This window comes from Nocardiopsis sp. CA-288880 (assembly GCF_050955985.1).
GTDB lineage: Bacteria > Actinomycetota > Actinomycetes > Streptosporangiales > Streptosporangiaceae > Nocardiopsis > Nocardiopsis tropica.
Genome location: NZ_CP192105.1, coordinates 6,895,257 through 6,910,698 on the forward strand (window position 1 = coordinate 6,895,257; position 15,442 = coordinate 6,910,698).

Sequence of the window (15,442 nt, forward strand, 5' to 3'; positions counted from 1 at the left end):
GACGTGAGCATTGTCCACTCTTCAGCCCGGCGTGATCTACGGCGGTAGGGGCAACCCCGGTATGTGCCCGTCCCAACCCCACGCCAGCGTGTCACTCTGTCACTACTGACACGTCCGTTTTCAGAGTAGAGCCGAGACCCCGTATGCGAAAGGTCGATTGTCCTGTCTTCGGGGATACACGTTGACGACGGGACGGATGAGGTTTAACGGTGGGTATAAATGGTCGGCCCTGGTCAGATCAGACCGGCCCTGGCGAGGACGTACTCGCGCAGGGGGGCGTAGTCCTCGGTCAGGTATCCGTCGTCCAGAGGCACCGTGACCAGTAGCTTTCCCTCGTGTTCGGCCAGGAACAGAGCGGGGTCGTTGCAGTCCGCGAACCCCATCGTCGGTACCCCGGCCTCCCCCGCCGCACCCGCGAACCCGTGGTCCGCGATGACCAACTGCGGCCATGCCTCGCCCCGGTTCTCCAGGTCCCCGAGAATGGCACGCATGGCGAAGGGGTGGTGGCTGTGACGCGCGAGGTGCCCGTCCGTCACGATCGCGACCTCGTCCTTCCAGACCACGATCCGCCGGTTGGGCGGCTTCTCGGTAGTCACCTCGTACGAATAACCGCCTGCCGCGGTGACGACCGGGCAGCCGCGTGAGGCCAGTGCGTCCTTCCAGACCCGGTAGGTCTCACGGAGTTTGCTGGGGTGGCCGGTGGCGAACATGACCCTCTCGCGGCGCTCCGCCGCCAGCGCCATCCGGTCGGCCAGCGCCTCCAGGGCGTCCACGGTCAGGTCGGGGTCGATGGTGTCGATGCCCCACACGTACTCCTCGTCGCCCACGACGCCGCACCGCTTGCTCATGAGGGAGAGGACTTCGGAGAACGTCCAGTCGTGGGAGAACGTCAGACCGAACTGGTGGTAGGGGTCCTTCTGCACCAGCCGCCGGTAGTGCCGAAGGTTGTTCTGGCGGGGGGTGTCGACGTGCCCGGCGATCCCCGTGCGAACCAGATAGGTGATGAGTTCAGCGCGTGTCGGCGGCGTCACCTGGCGTTCCCCTTCCTCGACTGGGCAGCGAGCGTGCGCCCCGCCGTGATGCCACCACGACGCCGGCCTCTGTTCGCCCGGTATTCAACCTCTGTCCTACCCGCCTGCGGCGTACAACGCGCAATCCCCACGAATTCACCTCCGTACTCCCGGGCACCGCTGCGGGCCGGGCCACGGACCGGAATCCCGGAATGCGCGGCGGCCCCGAACCGGTCGGAATTCGGGCCGCGCCGGAACCGCTCCGGGTCCGGGGCGGCCGGGGGACGCGGGCGGTCCGGTCGGCGGGGGCTAGAGGCTCGGGTCGATGCCGTGGCTGGGGAAGACGGCGGTGCGGGTGGCGTGGATCGCGCGGTCCACCGCGTCGCCGGGGTCGTAGCCGTCCACGAAGGGCGCGAACGAGACCTCGCGGCCGTCGGTCATGTAGAGGGGCGCCAGTTCCCCGGTGCGCTCCCGCACGAAGTCGCGCCACTTCTGCGGGGTCTCGGTGTCCGGGTCGATCGGGTGGCCCGCGGCCTCGGCGAGCAGGTGGGTCCAGGCGCGCGGGACCACGTGCACCAGCCCGTAGCCGCCGCCGCCGAAGAGCAGCCACCGGCCGCCCGCCGTCTTCTGCGCGAGCTTGTGCAGCTCGGAGTAGGCGCGCCGCTGGCCGTCCACGCTGAGGGTGAGGTTGGCGAGCGGATCGAGGGCGTGGGTGTCGCAGCCCTGCTGGGTCACGAGGATCTCCGGCTGGAACTCGTGCAGCAGCGGGGGGACGACGGCGTCGAAGGCGCGGTGCCAGCCGGTGTCCCCGGTGCCCGCCGGGAGGGCGACGTTGACCGCGTACCCCTCCGCGTCCGGGCCTCCGGTCTCGGACGCCTGCCCGGTGCCGGGGAACAGGGTCACCGGCGACTCGTGCAGGCTGATGGTGAGCACGCGGGGATCGTTGTAGAACGCGTTCTGCACGCCGTCGCCGTGGTGGACGTCCACGTCCACGTACGCGATCCGCTTGGCGCCCTGTTCCAGCAGCCAGCTGATGGCGATCGCGGGGTCGTTGTAGACGCAGAAGCCCCACGCGTGGTTGCGCATCGCGTGGTGCAGGCCGCCCGCGATGTTCGCAGCGTGCGCGGTCTCCCCCGTCCACACCGCTCTCGCGGCGGCGACGGACGCGCCCGTGATGAGCGCCGCGGCGTCGTGCATGTCGGGGAAGACGGGGTTGTCCGCGGTGCCGAGCAGGTGGGTGTCGTCGGGCGCCAGTGTCCGGCCCGCGCGCTTGACCGCCTCGATGTAGGCGCGGTCGTGCACCAGCGAGAGGAGCTCGTCGGACGCGGGCTCCACGTCCAGGAGGCCGACCCCCGGGGCGTCCAGCACGCCGAGTTCGCGGCTGAGGGCCATCGTCAGCTCGACACGGATCGGCGCCATCGGGTGCTGGGGCCCGAAGTCGTAGGCCGTCAGTCCGTCATCCCATGCCACCCGAAGCGAGCAGGACGTGCGCCCTCCCATGTGGTGACCCCCGTTTCAGGTGTGCGTGCTCAGAAGCACACAGTACGCAAAACCGGGCCCCGATCCGAACCCCGGGTCCTGGGGACGGGCGCCGGACCGGCGGGCGCCCCGGGCGGGCGGCGTCCGCCCGCCCGGGGCGGGAGGGGCCGCGGTGCGCGCACCGGCCCTCCCGCCGCTCCGGCTACTCGGTGATGAAGTAGCAGGACTCGTACAGGTCACCGGCCCCGAAGTCGACGGTGCCGTGCAGCGGCGCGGCGCCGAAGAACCCCTCATTGGAGGTGAGCAGCACCCGGTACTCGCCGGGTTCGAGTTCGAGGCGCATGACCTCGCCGTCGTCGAAGCACGAGTTGCCGGTCGGGGGCGAGCTGTAGGTCTCGCACTCCTCGCACGCCTCGGTGACGACCTCGTCGTGCACCCGGTCGGGGCCGACGTAGAGGAACCTCATCTCGTAGGGCGTGTTGTTGGTGATCTCCAGGACGGTCGTGTCGTTCCCGGAGCCCCCGGTGGGCTCCGGGGCGAAGTCGACCTCGCCGATGGTGGTCAGGGTGTCCATCTCGGCCTCGACGCGCCCGGCGCCGATGTGGACGACCATCCTCTCGACCTCGTCCGCCTCGTGGTCGGGGTACTCGTCGCCGAGCAGGGCGACCATGGTCTCGGCCGGATCGAACCGCTCCTCCTCCACGTGCTCCCAGCCGCAGTTGAACGCGGCGTCCGGGCGCTCCTCGGCCAGGCGGTCGGCGATCTCGGGCGCGCCCTCCCAGGACAGGTCGTTGAACAGGTCGATCTGGTCGAAGGCCGCGCACCAGTTCTCGGCCGCGTACTCGGCCGTGCCGGTCCCGTACAGCTCCGCGAGCGCGGCGGGCACGTTCCCCGCGGCCTCGGTGCCGGCGTAGTCCACCGGGATCACGCTGTAGACCTCGTGGGCCTGCCTCATGCTCTCGCGGTACTCCTCGGTGACCTCGCCGTCGAACCCCTCCGCCGCCGTGGCGGCCAGGTCGGCCGCGTAGGAGAAGTGGATGTCCGCGATCTCGCCGTCGGCGTCCTCCCACCGGGACGAACCGTGGGCGAAGTAGGCCGAGTAGGAGTCGAGGGCCTGCCCGAAGTCGCCGGAGGCGACGTCGCCCTGGGCGCGCTCCAGCAGCGCGCACGCCTCCGCGCCCGCGCGGGCCCGGGACATGAGCGACGGGGAGAAGGACAGCTGGAAGAGGTCCTCGACGCTCCCGTAGGCGGCCACGGCCTCGGACGGGCCGCACTCGCCCCGGGCGTGGGCGGCGTCGGCGACGCGCAGCCGCCACTCACCCGCCTGCCAGACGCCGGCGACGGAGGCCGCCATGACCAGCGCGAGGCCGCCCGCGGTGAGGAGCGCCGCCCTGTTCCGCGCGGGCCGCTCGCCCCGGGTGAGCGCCCGCTCGTCGCGGGAGCGCCCCGCGAAGAGGCCGTGCACGGCGGCCGCCGCGAACCAGGCGAGCAGGACCGGCGCCCAGACCAGCAGGTTGTCGGCGGCGCCCATGACCGCGGCGGCGACCAGGAGGCCGGCGGTGACGGCGGCCGCCGCGGCGAAGAAGGGCCACTGCCGCAGGTAGGCGTACCCGGCGCCGAGGCCGGAGGCGTTGAGCAGGGAGGCCCGCACCGCCGAGGGCGAGGAGAGGACGGGCATGCGGGGAGGCTTCGGGGGAGGCGTGCCGCCGAAACCGCCGGGGGGCATCCCGCCGGGAGGCGGTCCACCGGGGGGCATCCCGCCGGGAGGACCGCCAGGGGGGAGGCCTCCGGGCGGGAAGCCGCCCGGAGGCGGTCCGCCGGGGGGCATCCCGCCCGAGTACACGCCCCCGGAAGGGGTGCCGCCCGTGGGGGCGCCGCCCTGGGGACGGCCTCCGGGCGGGAATCCGCCCGGGGGCGGGCCTCCCATCGGACCACGGGGGACGCCGCCGTGCGACGGACCTCCCGGAGGGGGGCCTCCGGGCGGGAATCCGCCCGGGGGCGGGCCTCCCATCGGACCACGGGGGGCGCCGCCCTGCGGCGGACCTCCCGGAGGGGGGCCTCCGGGCGGGAATCCGCCCGGGGGCGGGCCTCCCATCGGACCACGGGGGGCGCCGCCCTGCGGCGGACCTCCCGGAGGTGGGCCTCCGCCCGGCGGCTGGGAGGGGTCGGACGGGGGAGGGGGAGATGTCATGGAGGACCCTGGACGCAGGAGAAGGGGGATGGCTCGCGCGGGCGAGACAGAGAGGGGCGTGCGCGCCCCTTCCCCTGCACAGTACACACGGACCACGACGTCCGGATTCGTCAAGAAAGGCCGTTTCCGGCCAACTCCCGATCGCCGACGTCCCCGGCGCCTCCCCCGCGCGGTGCGCTCCCCCGCCCCGCGTGCGGCCGGCGGTCCCGCCCGGCCCGGTCCCGCACCGCCGCGGGTCCCGCGCCGACCTGCGGGGGCGGCCGCCGTCCGGCGCCCCGGGGCAGCGGCGGCGGGCCCGCTCCGGCCCCGTCAGCTTCCGGAGAGCGCGCCGCTCCTGTCCCGGGCCGCCTCGATGGCGTCCGTGAACGCGGTCCGGACGCCGTGCCGCTCCAGCTCGCGCAGCGCGGCGGCCGTGGTGCCGCCCGGTGAGGTCACGGCCTCGCGCAGCACCACCGGGTGCTCCCCCGAACCGTTGAGCATGGCGGCGGCGCCGGTGATGGTCTGCCCGACGAGCTTCTGCGCCGTGACGCGCGGCATCCCCATGGCGACACCGGCCTCGATCATCGTCTCCGCGATGAAGTAGAAGTACGCGGGGCCGCTGCCCGAGATGGCGGTCACCGTGTCCATGTGCTGCTCGCCGACCCGGATCACCTCGCCGACCGTGGCCAGGAGCGCCTCCGCCCGGTCCAGGTGGGCCCCGTCGGTGTGGGCGCCGCCCGCGACGGCGGTCATCCCCTCGCCCATCAGGGCGGGCGTGTTGGGCATGGCGCGGACCACGGGCGTCCCGGCGGGCAGGTGGTTCTCCAAAACGGCGGTGGTGATCCCGGCCGCCACGGAGATGATCAGGCGCTCCGGACCCAGGTGCGGGGACAGGTCGTCCAGCAGCGCCACCATGTCCTGGGGTTTGAGGGCGAGCAGGAGCGTGTCCGCGCGCTTGGCCGCGTCCGTCGCGGAGACCACCTCGACCCGGTAGCGGCGGCGCAGCTCCTCCGCGTGCTCCTCGCGCGGCTCGGTGACGAGGACGTCCTCCGGCGCGTGGCCCTTGGCCAGCATTCCGGCGAGCAGCGCCTCGCCCATCTTCCCGGCACCGATGATCGCGATCATGAAGAGTCCTCTCTGCGGGTCACGTCCACGCTAGCGGCCCCGCCGCCCCGGGGGGACCCCGCGTCCCGGCCTGTGGACGGCGGGCGGCGCAGGCCCCGGCCCCGCCGGGGCCGGACCGCGTCAGTTCCCGCCCGGGTCGACCGTGCCCTTGTCGTCGACCGTGCCGCCGCCGTCCACCGAGAAGCGGCGGGGCGGCGCCGACGGCTTCCGGCGCAGGAGGGCGATGCGCTCGCGGCGGTCGTGCGTGCGGCCGGACGGCGAGGAGGTCTGCGCGAAGTGCAGGCGGGTGAAGGCCAGGGCCTCGGCCAGCTCGCGCATGCGCGCCTGGCGGTCGGCGGCCTTGCGGGTGCTGACCTCCAGCACCAGCTGCCCGCCGAAGCCGCCCTCGGCCAGGTACTCCAGGAGTTCGCCGACCGGCTGGGTCCCCCGGCCGGGGATGAGGTGCTCGTCGAGGTTCTGACCGCCGAAGCCGTCCGTCACGTGGACGTGCGAGAGGCGGTCGCCCAGCTGCCTGGCCATCTGCATGGCGTCGGAGCCGGACATGGCGGTGTGCGACAGGTCGAGCGTGACGTCGGGGTAGTCGCGGTCGAGGGGGTTCCAGCTCGGCGCGTAGGGGACGACCTCGCGGTCGCGGACCCGCACGGGGTACATGTTCTCCACCGCGAAGACGACGTCGGTCTCGTCCTGCATACGGGAGATCCCGCTCTCGAACTCGCGCGCGTACTCGCGCTGCCAGCGGAAGGCGGGGTGGACGACGATGGTCTTCGCGCCCAGGGCCTCGGCCATCTCCTTGGAGCGGACGAGCTTCCCCCAGGGCTCCCTGCCCCACACACGCTGGGTGAGGACCAGGCAGGGCGAGTGGACGGCGGTGACGGGCATCTGGTGGTAGTCCGAGAGGCGCCGCAGGAGGTCGATGTCCTGGCTGGCCGGATCGGAGGAGACGAGGACCTCCACCCCGTCGTACCCCAGCTTCGCCGCGATCTCGAAGGCGGCCGGGGTCTTCTCCGGGTAGACCGACGCCGACGACAGGACGACGGGTGCGTCTGGGACCTGGATAGGACTCACACCCCCAGACTATGCGCTGTCGGGCCCTCCGTGCGTTCCGCCCGGACGAGCGCGGCGCGCCGTGTCCCCCGGGCCTCCCCGCCCCCTCCCGTCCCGCCCCTCCCCCGCACGGGGCCCGGACGGAGCGGAGCCCGCCGGCCGGGCCGGGACCGCGGGAACACGGCACGGGGACCGGCGGGGGACCCGGAGGGCGGGCCCGGCCGGATGGCTAGTGTGCGGTGCATGATCCCCAGGGACGCGATCCCCAGCCCCAACATCTGGCGGAACCCGCAGACGTACGAGTTGGAGAACCGGGCGGTGGACCCCGAGGGCGTGATCGGCGCGGCCATGGACCGCGTCCGCCCCATGGACGGGGCCCACGTCCTGGACGTCGGCTGCGGCACCGGCTACCACCTGCCGGGGTTCGCCGCGCGGGCGAGCAGGGTCACCGGCGTGGAACCGCACCCGTCCCTGGCCGGGGCCGCCCGGGCCCGGGTGCGGGGCCTGGACCACGTCCGGGTCCTGGACGGAGTGGCCCAGCGGCTGCCCGTCCCCGACTCCGTCGTCGAGGTCGCGCACGCGCGCTGGGCCTACTTCTTCGGTCCGGGGTGCGAGCCCGGCCTGGCCGAGCTCGACCGCGTGATGCGGCGGGGCGGGGTCGCGTTCGTGATCGACAACGACGCCACGCGCTCCACCTTCGGCTCCTGGTTCCGGCGTTCGCTGCCGTCGTACGACCCGGCCGCCGTGGAACGGTTCTGGGCGGCCCGCGGGTTCACCCGCGAGCCCCTGACGATGCGCTGGTCGTTCACCGACCGCCGCGCCTTCGAGGCGGTGGTGCGGATCGAGTTCCCCTCCGCGCTGGCCGCGGAGATCGTGCGGTCCCATCCCGGGCTGTCGGTGGACTACGCGGTCAACCTGTGGTGGAAGCGGTACTGACCCGGTGGACGGGTGCGTCCGGGGTCCCGGGTTCACCGCCCGGGACGCCCGCGGCCGCCGTCGGCGCCGCCCGCGGGGACCGTCCCCGTCACAGGCGTACCGCCCCGGCGAGGTTGTAGCGGTTGACGTCCCGCTCGCGGACCTGGTCCCCGGACTTCGGCGCGTCGATCATGCGGCCGCCGCCGAGGTAGATGGCGACGTGGTAGGCGTACCCTCCGCCGTCGGCCCAGTAGAGGATGTCGCCCCTCCTGGCGTCGGAGTAGGAGACCCTGGTCCCCTCCCGCACCTGGTCGTGGGCGATGCGGGGGAGGCTCACGCCGGCCTGCGCGAACGACCACTGGACGAGGCCGGAGCAGTCGAAGGAGTCCGGTCCGGTGCCGCCCCAGCCGTAGGGGGTGCCCTTCTTGGACTCGGCGGCGCTGATGGCCTCCTCGACGGTGGAGGAGGGCAGCGCCGCCTGGTGGACCCTCGCGGGCGCGCCGGCGCCCGGCGCCGGTTGCGCGTGCTGGGCAAGGGCCGGGGCCGCGCCGGAGGACAGGAAGGCCGCGGCGAGCGCGGCGGCCGTGAGCGATCGCGGTCCGCCCCGGCGGGGGCGGGCGGGCGAGGCCTGTCGCCCCGGGTCCGTAGGACGACAGGCCTGCCTTTGCTCGTGCTGTCGCGGTAGTCGCATGACGGTGGTGCTCCACTCGTGTGAGTAGTCACGCCGGGGCGTCCGCGCCACTGTGACGCGGATCTCTCCGCCTCGACGCACCACCATTCGTCACACAGCCACCCGAAGAAATCACTCTCCGTGGTCCAGTTGGCCACCAAGGAGGGTAAAGGCTGCTTTACCCGAGGGGATATACCGGTCATTCGACCAGCAAACGGACCCCTTATCCCTGGGTCGGCGACCCTCCGCTACAGAGCCGGGGAGGGCACGCCCACCGCGGCCTGGACGAAGTCCGCCGTCGCCTCCATACCGAGCCGGTTGGGGTGCACCGGGGCGCCGTTCTCCGGGATCAGGCCCTCGACCCAGCGGGTGCCGGAGGGCTTGCACACGTCCCTGCCCCGCTCCAGGACGTCCACGAACACCGCGCCGTTGGCCTCCGACTCCTCCTTGATCACCGCGTTGAGCGACGTCTGCGCCGCGTCGAGGAACGGGACGTCCCCGCGGGCGACGGGCGTGCTCGGCCAGCAGCCCCCGCTCTCCGGCAGGAGCTGGAGGTAGCCCACGCTGAGGACCGTCGCGTCGGGGCTGCGCTCCGCGATGTCGGCGTAGACCTGGGAGATCTCGCCGCGCAGGCCCTCGATCCGCACGTCGAGCTCGTCGCCGTAGTAGTTGGCGCACGGGCTGCCCAGGGGGTTGCCCAGGCTCCGCTTGGCGCACTCGACGAACACGTCGGAGAACCCGAAGTCGTTGCCCGCGATGCCGACCGTGACCAGGTCGGTCTCCGGCCGCAGCGCGTCGAGCTGCGGGAGCGTGTCGGTGAACTGGTTCTCGTAGAAGTGCTCCATCCGCGCGCCGGAGCAGCTGGCGTCGGTCAGCTCGGCGACCCCGATCCGCTCGGCGAGCATCTTGGGGTAGTTGTGGTTCGACTGCATGCAGCCGAGCAGGGGCACGCGGGCCTGGGCCTGCTGCTGGCGGACCAGGGGCCCGGCGACGAAGGAGTCGCCCAGCGCCACGTAGTGCTGGAAGGCGGCCGCCTCGGCCTCCTCCGCGGCGGCGGACGGCGGCGAGACCAGGGACAGGCCCAGGACCGCCGCGGCGGCGGGGACCAGGACTCGGCGGAGCCACCGGTGTCGGGGGTTGGCGGGGTTTGCGTCGTTACGGGGCACGCGGGTTCCTCTCCGGGGAGCGGGGGGCAGGGAGTAGTCGGACCCTTACAGATTCTTTAACACGACCTACCGGAAGTTCCCCATAACCCGTAGGTAACTTTCGTGTGTCGCGGAAAATCCGCTCCGCCCCGACGGGCCTGTCCCCGGCAGCCGCTAGCGTGGCGACCATGGCAAAGGCAGCGAAGACGACGTTCCGGTGCGCGGAGTGCGGATGGAGCACCCTCAAGTGGGTGGGCCGCTGCGGCGAGTGCCAGGCCTGGGGGACGGTCGAGGAGGCCGGGGCCCCCGCCGCGACGTCCGTCGCCGCCGCGCCCGTCACCTCCCGGGCCCGGCCCATCACCGAGATCAGCGTGGAGAGCGCCGAGGCCGTCCCCACCGGCGTCGGCGAGCTCGACCGCGTCCTGGGCGGGGGCGCCGTCCCCGGCGGCGTCGTCCTGCTGGCGGGCGAGCCCGGCGTGGGCAAGTCCACGCTGCTCCTGGAGGTCGCGGCGATGCGGGCCGCGGACGGGCCCGTGCTGTACGTCACCGGCGAGGAGTCCGCCGGACAGGTGCGGCTGCGCGCCGAGCGCCTCGGGGCCCTGTCGGACAAGCTCTACCTCGCCGCCGAGACCTCCATCGCCTCCCTCGTCAGCCACGTGGACCAGGTCGGCCCCCGGCTGCTGATCGTGGACTCGGTGCAGACCATGGTCTCCCCCGACGCCACCGGCGTCCCCGGCGGCGTCACGCAGATCCGCCAGGTGACCGGCGCGCTGATCCAGATCGCCAAGGAGCGCGGGATCGCCACCATCCTGGTCGGGCACGTGACCAAGGACGGCTCGATCGCGGGCCCCCGCATGCTGGAGCACCTGGTCGACGTGGTGCTGCACTTCGAGGGCGAGCGCCACTCCCAGCTGAGGCTGCTGCGCGCGATCAAGAACCGGTACGGCCCCACGGACGAGATCGGCTGCTTCGAGCTCACCGAGAGCGGCATCGTCGGCCTGCCGGACCCCAGCGGCCTGTTCCTCACCGAGCGCACCGACCCCGTGCCCGGCACCTGCGTCACCGTCGCGATGGAGGGCCGGCGCCCCCTGATCACCGAGGTCCAGGCGCTGGTCGCGCCCACGCCCCTGCCCGCCCCGCGCCGCGCCACCTCGGGCCTGGACACCTCCCGGGTCAACATGATCCTGGCGGTGCTGGAGAAGCGCACGGGCATGCGGCTGGCCAACATGGACGTGTACGCCTCGACGGTCGGCGGCGTGAAGCTCACCGAGCCCGCCGTGGACCTGGCGCTCGCCATGGCGGCGGCCAGCTCCAGCAACGACGTCGCCCTCCCCGTCGGGTTCATCGCGATCGGCGAGGTCGGCCTCGCGGGCGACGTGCGCACCGTCTCGGGCGTCCGCCGCAGGGTCGCGGAGGCGCAGCGGCTCGGGTTCACCGAGGCGATCGTGCCCAAGCACTTCGGCGACCCGATCCCGGGCATCCGCACCCAGGAGGTCGAGGAGCTGAGCGAGGCGCTCCTGCGCGTCGCCAGGCGCTCGCGCCGGCCCAGGAGGTCCCAGGACGACGACTGAGGCCGGCGGGCCGGGGCCCGGCCCGCCGGCCCCGGGGCGGTCCCGGACCGTGGTCCGCGGGCCGTCCGGGGCCCGCGGCCCCGGGACCGCCGGAAGCGCCCGCGGAACACGTCTAGAAGTCGAACAGGACGCCCTTCTGGCTCACGAGGAGGCAGGCGTTCGAGAACTCCTCCTCGTACCTCTCGGCGCCCTCGGCGACGGCCACGACGGGCCGGTGGATCATCGTGCACATCCCGCCCTCCCCCTTGGCCCGGGCGATCGATCCGGCCCCGTCGACGGCCGCGCAGGCCCGCTCCGCCTCGGGGTGGTCCCCGCCGGTCGGCCGGCACTCCAGGGTGACCTGCCGCACCTCTCCCGTGGACGGCGTCCGGATGCTCAGTGTGTGGCTGGTGGTCACGGTGCGCTCCGCCTGTGCGGGCACGGCGAAGGCGAGGGACAGGACGGCGGTGGCCGCGAGGGCCAGGGCGGTGCGGTGCACGACTGCTCCCGGTGTGCGAACGATCAGAACACCACGCATCGTAACCATTCGATCACCGGAATCGGCCGACTTTACCGAAACACGGGCGACTCCTTCCCCTCCGGGTTCGCCCTGGAACCACCGGACCGGGCCCGGGCCGCCCGGTCCGGCGCGGCCTCAGGAGAAGAGCGGGAGCAGGGACTCCAGCCAGCGGTCGGCGATCCTGCGGTCGCCGCTGCCCGAGGGGTGCACCCCGTCGTAGGTGTCGGTGTCGGTGTCGAACCCGGTCCACTGGTCCACCACGGTCACCGGCGACTCAGCCGTGCCCTCCCCGGCCGCCCACGCCGGGATGGCCGCGTTGAGCTCCTCGACGCCCCGCCCGCACCCGGCGCAGCTGCGGGCGGGGTCCATCGGGATGATCTGGGCGACCAGGACGCGCATGCGGGGGTTCTGGTCCCGCATCTGCGCGACGAGCACGCTGTAGGCGTCCAGGACCGTCTCCGCGGGGATGCCGCTCCACACGTCGTTGGTGCCGAAGTGCATCAGCACCACGTCGGGCTCCGTCCGCGCGAGCCAGTCCACGAGGAGGCCGCGGTCGGCGACGTCGGTGACGAGGAAGCCGCCGTGGCCCTCGTTGTCGCCGTCGTACTCGAAACCGCAGCCGTCGCCCGGCCGGGTGCCCACGAAGTCGGCGTCCGTGTGCCCGGCCTCCACCAGGTCGGCCCAGAGCAGGGCCCGCCAGCATCCGGGCGAGCCCGTGATCGAGTCGCCCAGCGGCATGATCCGCACCGTGTCCTCCTCCGTTCGCGCCGCCCCGGCCGGTCCCGCCTCCGCCGCGGCGGGGGCGAGGGCGCCCGCGACGAGTGCCAGGGCGAGTCCGAGGCCGGCGCCGGCGCGCCGGGCGGCCCGGGAGAGTCGTTGGTCCATGCGGAAACTCCTTGCTCTGTGGCGGGTCCCCGGGAAGAGCGCTTTGGGAGCGCTCCCAACCGCAGGCAGAGTACCTCCGCCGCGTCCGCTCGGGAAGAGGGGCTCCCGGAACGGGCAGGTCTTCGCGCGGCCGGAAGGGCGCTCCTCCGAACCGGAGGGGCGGGGGCCGCCCCGCACCGCGGGACCGGAAGCGCACCGCGCCCCGGGGTCCGGGCGGCGCCGCCCGGACCCCGGGGCGCGATCCCGGCGGGCCGCGTCGTCCGCGGCACCGCCCGGGCTCAGGACCTGAGCTGGAACGCCAGCTGGGGCTGGTCCCCCGCGTAGTCGCCGTGCAGGTTGGCCCGGTACCAGCCCGCCTGAGCGCTGGAAGTGGTCTCGCGGCAGTCCGCGAAGGAGCGGTTGCGCTCCCAGTCGACCGTGAACTCGTGCGGCACGCCCCGGCTGAGCCGGCGCTCCTCGGCGCCGCCGTCCTTGAGGCAGTCCGCAGTGGAGTAGATCCTGTCGTCACCGGAGTGGATGCGCACCTCCAGGGCGGCGCCCCCCACGTCCACGGTGCAGGTCTGCTCCGCCGTGTTGACCACGGTGACCCTGAAGCCCGGGGCGTCCCCGGAGCCGTAGACCTCCTGGTCCCCCTCCAGCTCGAACGTCACCACGACGTCCTCCGGACGGCAGAGGTCCTCGGCGCTCTCGGGCGCGGCGACCTCGCCGGCGCCGCCGCCCTCCCCGCCGCCGGCGCCCTCGGACTCCCCGTCGCCGGGCGAGGGGGAGGCGCTCTCCTCGGCCCCCTCCGACGCCCCGGCCGCGGGTTCCGGGCTCTCGTCCGCGGAGGGGTCCTCGGATGGGACACTGGGAGAGGGCGACGCGTCCATACCGGCCTCGGACCGGGTCGGTTCACCGGTCTCGTCGTCCGAGGGTTGACAGGCGAACGCGATCAGCGCGACCACCAGCATGACCCCGATCAGGACGAAGGCACGCCGCTTCCAATAGGTCTCGCGGCTGACGGCTCCTGGATGTCCGGTACTTGACGCCATGGCCCGTAGTATTGCGGTTTTGCGTGCCACCCACCTACTCAACCCGCCGATTCCCTTTAAAGATGAGCGATAACCCTTACAGCACCGCCGTTCTGGCGTGGTACGAGTCGAACGCGCGCGACCTCCCCTGGCGCGCGCCCGACGCCACCCCCTGGTCGATCCTGGTCAGCGAGATCATGCTCCAGCAGACCCCCGTCGTGCGGGTCCTGCCCGCCTGGCGCGCCTGGATGGAGCGCTGGCCCACCCCCGCCCACCTGGCCGGGGAGGCGTCGGGCGAGGCCGTGCGCATGTGGAACCGGCTCGGCTACCCGCGCCGCGCCCTGCGCCTGCACGCCTGTGCCGTGGCGATCACCGAGGAGCACGGCGGCCGGGTCCCGGACGACCACGCCACGCTGCTCTCCCTCCCGGGGATCGGCGCCTACACCGCCGCGGCCGTGGCGAGCTTCGCCTACGGGCAGAGGCACGCCATTCTGGACACGAACGTCCGCCGCGTCCTCGCCAGGGCCGAAACAGGAGTCCAGTACCCTCCGAAAACCCAGACCAAGGCGGAGACGGCACTCGCGGAGGCGCTGCTGCCGCCCACCGCCCCCGTCGCCGCGCGCTGGGGGGTCGCCGTGATGGAGCTCGGCGCCCTGGTGTGCACCGCCCGCACGCCCGCCTGCGCGTCCTGCCCCATCGCCGGGCAGTGCGCGTGGAGGCTCGCGGGCAAGCCCGCCTACGACGGGCCGCCCCGGCGGGGCCAGACCTACGAGGGCACCGACCGCCAGGTGCGCGGCCGCCTGCTCGCCGTGCTGCGCGACTCCGCGCACCCGGTGGCCAAGGACGCCCTGGACGCCGTCTGGGACGACCGCGTGCAGCGTGAGCGCGCCCTGGACGCCCTGGTGTCCGACGGCCTGGTGGACCCACTCGACGACGGCCGGTACGCCCTGCCCTCCTGATCCGGCCCCTTCCGGCGCCGGGTCAGTCGTCCATGCGGGCGCTCGTGCCGCCGCCCGCGGCGAACTCCGCCTCGGTCCCGGCGAAGCCGCCGCTGCACGGCGCCCCCGGCTCCGGGGTGTTCTCGCCCTGGACGTACTGCACCAGGTACTCGATGAGGCGCGGGTCCTCCGCCCCCTCCAGCAGGATCTGCGATCCCCAGGCCGACGCCACCACGGGTGCGGGCAGCCCCTCGACGGGGCTGATCACCAGGTAGTCGCCCGGCGAGTAGAGGCCGGCGAGCGTCTCGACCTGCCCGGCGTCCAGGCCGGGGTCGTAGGCGATCCACACGGCCCCGTGCTCCAGGGAGTGCACGGCGTACTCGGTGCGCAGGGGCTCCCCGTAGACGCCGCAGTCCTGCCAGACCGGGTAGTGCTCCCCGCCCACGGGCGGGAACACGTCGTACTCGACGGTCTCGCCCTCCTCGACGTGGTCGGCGGACAGGTCCTCGTAGTGCTGGACCGCCTCCAGCCCCGCCCCGGCCGAGGCGCCGGCGTCCCCGCCGCCGGGGCGCGTCACCACGTAGAGGACCCCGCCGCCCGCGACGAGGAGCACGACGAGGACCACCGCTCCGATGATCAGGGCGAGCCCTGCGCCGCGGCCGCCCCCCGCCTGCTGCGGCGGCGGGTACGGCCCCTGCGGCCCGTAGTGCCCCTGGGGGCCGTGGGAGCCCGGTCCCTGGGGGCCGGGAGGACCCGGCGGGGGATACCCGCCGCCGGGAGGCATCCCGCCCGGCGGCACCGCGCCGTGGGGCGGCTGCCCCGGCGGGCCGCCCGGCGGAGGACCGCCGGGGTCGCCGGGCTGCGGGTACGGGGGCTGTGCGGACGGGGGCTGCTGCGGCTGCTGTCCATGGGGCGGCCACGGACCGTGCTGCCGGGGTTCTGGATGGGTCACGAACGCACACTAACGGCCGAACGCCGAAG

The 15,442-nt window shown here is 73.8% G+C and carries 14 protein-coding genes; 3 read left to right on the forward strand and 11 right to left on the reverse strand.

What is annotated here, in order from left to right; translation table 11 throughout:
- Positions 1 to 233 precede the first annotated feature (233 nt).
- From ACQPYD_RS29715 to ACQPYD_RS29735, 5 genes are all read right to left on the reverse strand, one after another.
- Entirely contained in the window at positions 234 to 1,031 is a 798-nt protein-coding gene (locus ACQPYD_RS29715) for a phosphatase (RefSeq protein WP_402918995.1), read from the reverse strand.
- Positions 1,032 to 1,319: 288 nt separating this feature from the next.
- Positions 1,320 to 2,480: an acetoin utilization protein AcuC gene (locus ACQPYD_RS29720; protein WP_267946834.1), complete on the reverse strand. Its 1,161-nt coding sequence runs from the start codon at positions 2,478 to 2,480 to the stop codon at positions 1,320 to 1,322.
- Between the two features lie 211 nt (positions 2,481 to 2,691).
- The gene (locus tag ACQPYD_RS29725) at positions 2,692 to 4,215 is read right to left on the reverse strand and encodes a DUF1109 domain-containing protein (RefSeq protein ID WP_433698674.1); all 1,524 of its coding nucleotides are present in this window, start codon (positions 4,213 to 4,215) and stop codon (positions 2,692 to 2,694) included.
- Positions 4,216 to 4,989: 774 nt separating this feature from the next.
- Positions 4,990 to 5,784, reverse strand: a complete 795-nt coding sequence (gene proC / locus ACQPYD_RS29730) for a pyrroline-5-carboxylate reductase (protein ID WP_433698675.1) — start codon at positions 5,782 to 5,784, stop codon at positions 4,990 to 4,992.
- A 120-nt stretch (positions 5,785 to 5,904) separates the two neighbouring features.
- Positions 5,905 to 6,849 carry a sugar phosphate isomerase/epimerase family protein gene (locus ACQPYD_RS29735; protein WP_433698676.1) on the reverse strand — a complete coding sequence of 315 codons (945 nt, stop codon included), beginning with the start codon at positions 6,847 to 6,849 and terminating at the stop codon, positions 5,905 to 5,907.
- Between the two features lie 297 nt (positions 6,850 to 7,146).
- Here ACQPYD_RS29735 and ACQPYD_RS29740 point away from each other — a divergent pair, with 297 nt between their 5' ends.
- Positions 7,147 to 7,764 carry a class I SAM-dependent methyltransferase gene (locus ACQPYD_RS29740; protein WP_267950538.1) on the forward strand — a complete coding sequence of 206 codons (618 nt, stop codon included), beginning with the start codon at positions 7,147 to 7,149 and terminating at the stop codon, positions 7,762 to 7,764.
- An 88-nt stretch (positions 7,765 to 7,852) separates the two neighbouring features.
- On the opposite strand, the gene ACQPYD_RS29745 is transcribed toward ACQPYD_RS29740, so the two are convergent.
- Together ACQPYD_RS29745 and ACQPYD_RS29750 are read right to left on the reverse strand one after the other, a co-directional pair.
- Entirely contained in the window at positions 7,853 to 8,434 is a 582-nt protein-coding gene (locus ACQPYD_RS29745; RefSeq protein WP_433698677.1) for a C40 family peptidase, read from the reverse strand.
- 227 nt (positions 8,435 to 8,661) lie between these two features.
- Positions 8,662 to 9,579, reverse strand: coding sequence for an SGNH/GDSL hydrolase family protein (locus ACQPYD_RS29750; protein WP_433698678.1), 918 nt, complete (start codon positions 9,577 to 9,579; stop codon positions 8,662 to 8,664).
- Positions 9,580 to 9,746: 167 nt separating this feature from the next.
- Between ACQPYD_RS29750 and radA the strand changes: the two genes are divergently transcribed.
- Positions 9,747 to 11,129 carry a DNA repair protein RadA gene (gene radA, locus ACQPYD_RS29755; protein ID WP_433698679.1) on the forward strand — a complete coding sequence of 461 codons (1,383 nt, stop codon included), beginning with the start codon at positions 9,747 to 9,749 and terminating at the stop codon, positions 11,127 to 11,129.
- Positions 11,130 to 11,241: 112 nt separating this feature from the next.
- On the opposite strand, the gene ACQPYD_RS29760 is transcribed toward radA, so the two are convergent.
- From ACQPYD_RS29760 to ACQPYD_RS29770, 3 genes are all read right to left on the reverse strand, one after another.
- A complete protein-coding gene (locus ACQPYD_RS29760; protein WP_433698680.1) occupies positions 11,242 to 11,646 on the reverse strand; it encodes an SSI family serine proteinase inhibitor in 405 nt (134 codons plus the stop codon).
- A 117-nt stretch (positions 11,647 to 11,763) separates the two neighbouring features.
- Entirely contained in the window at positions 11,764 to 12,513 is a 750-nt protein-coding gene (locus ACQPYD_RS29765; RefSeq protein WP_433698681.1) for an SGNH/GDSL hydrolase family protein, read from the reverse strand.
- Between the two features lie 278 nt (positions 12,514 to 12,791).
- Positions 12,792 to 13,463: a hypothetical protein gene (locus ACQPYD_RS29770; RefSeq protein WP_433702172.1), complete on the reverse strand. Its 672-nt coding sequence runs from the start codon at positions 13,461 to 13,463 to the stop codon at positions 12,792 to 12,794.
- Positions 13,464 to 13,606: 143 nt separating this feature from the next.
- Between ACQPYD_RS29770 and ACQPYD_RS29775 the strand changes: the two genes are divergently transcribed.
- Positions 13,607 to 14,482, forward strand: coding sequence for an A/G-specific adenine glycosylase (locus ACQPYD_RS29775; protein ID WP_267946842.1), 876 nt, complete (start codon positions 13,607 to 13,609; stop codon positions 14,480 to 14,482).
- Between the two features lie 22 nt (positions 14,483 to 14,504).
- On the opposite strand, the gene ACQPYD_RS29780 is transcribed toward ACQPYD_RS29775, so the two are convergent.
- On the reverse strand, positions 14,505 to 15,413 hold the full coding sequence (locus ACQPYD_RS29780) for a DUF3105 domain-containing protein (RefSeq protein ID WP_433698682.1): 909 nt from the start codon (positions 15,411 to 15,413) through the stop codon (positions 14,505 to 14,507).
- Between the last annotated feature and the right edge of the window lie 29 nt (positions 15,414 to 15,442).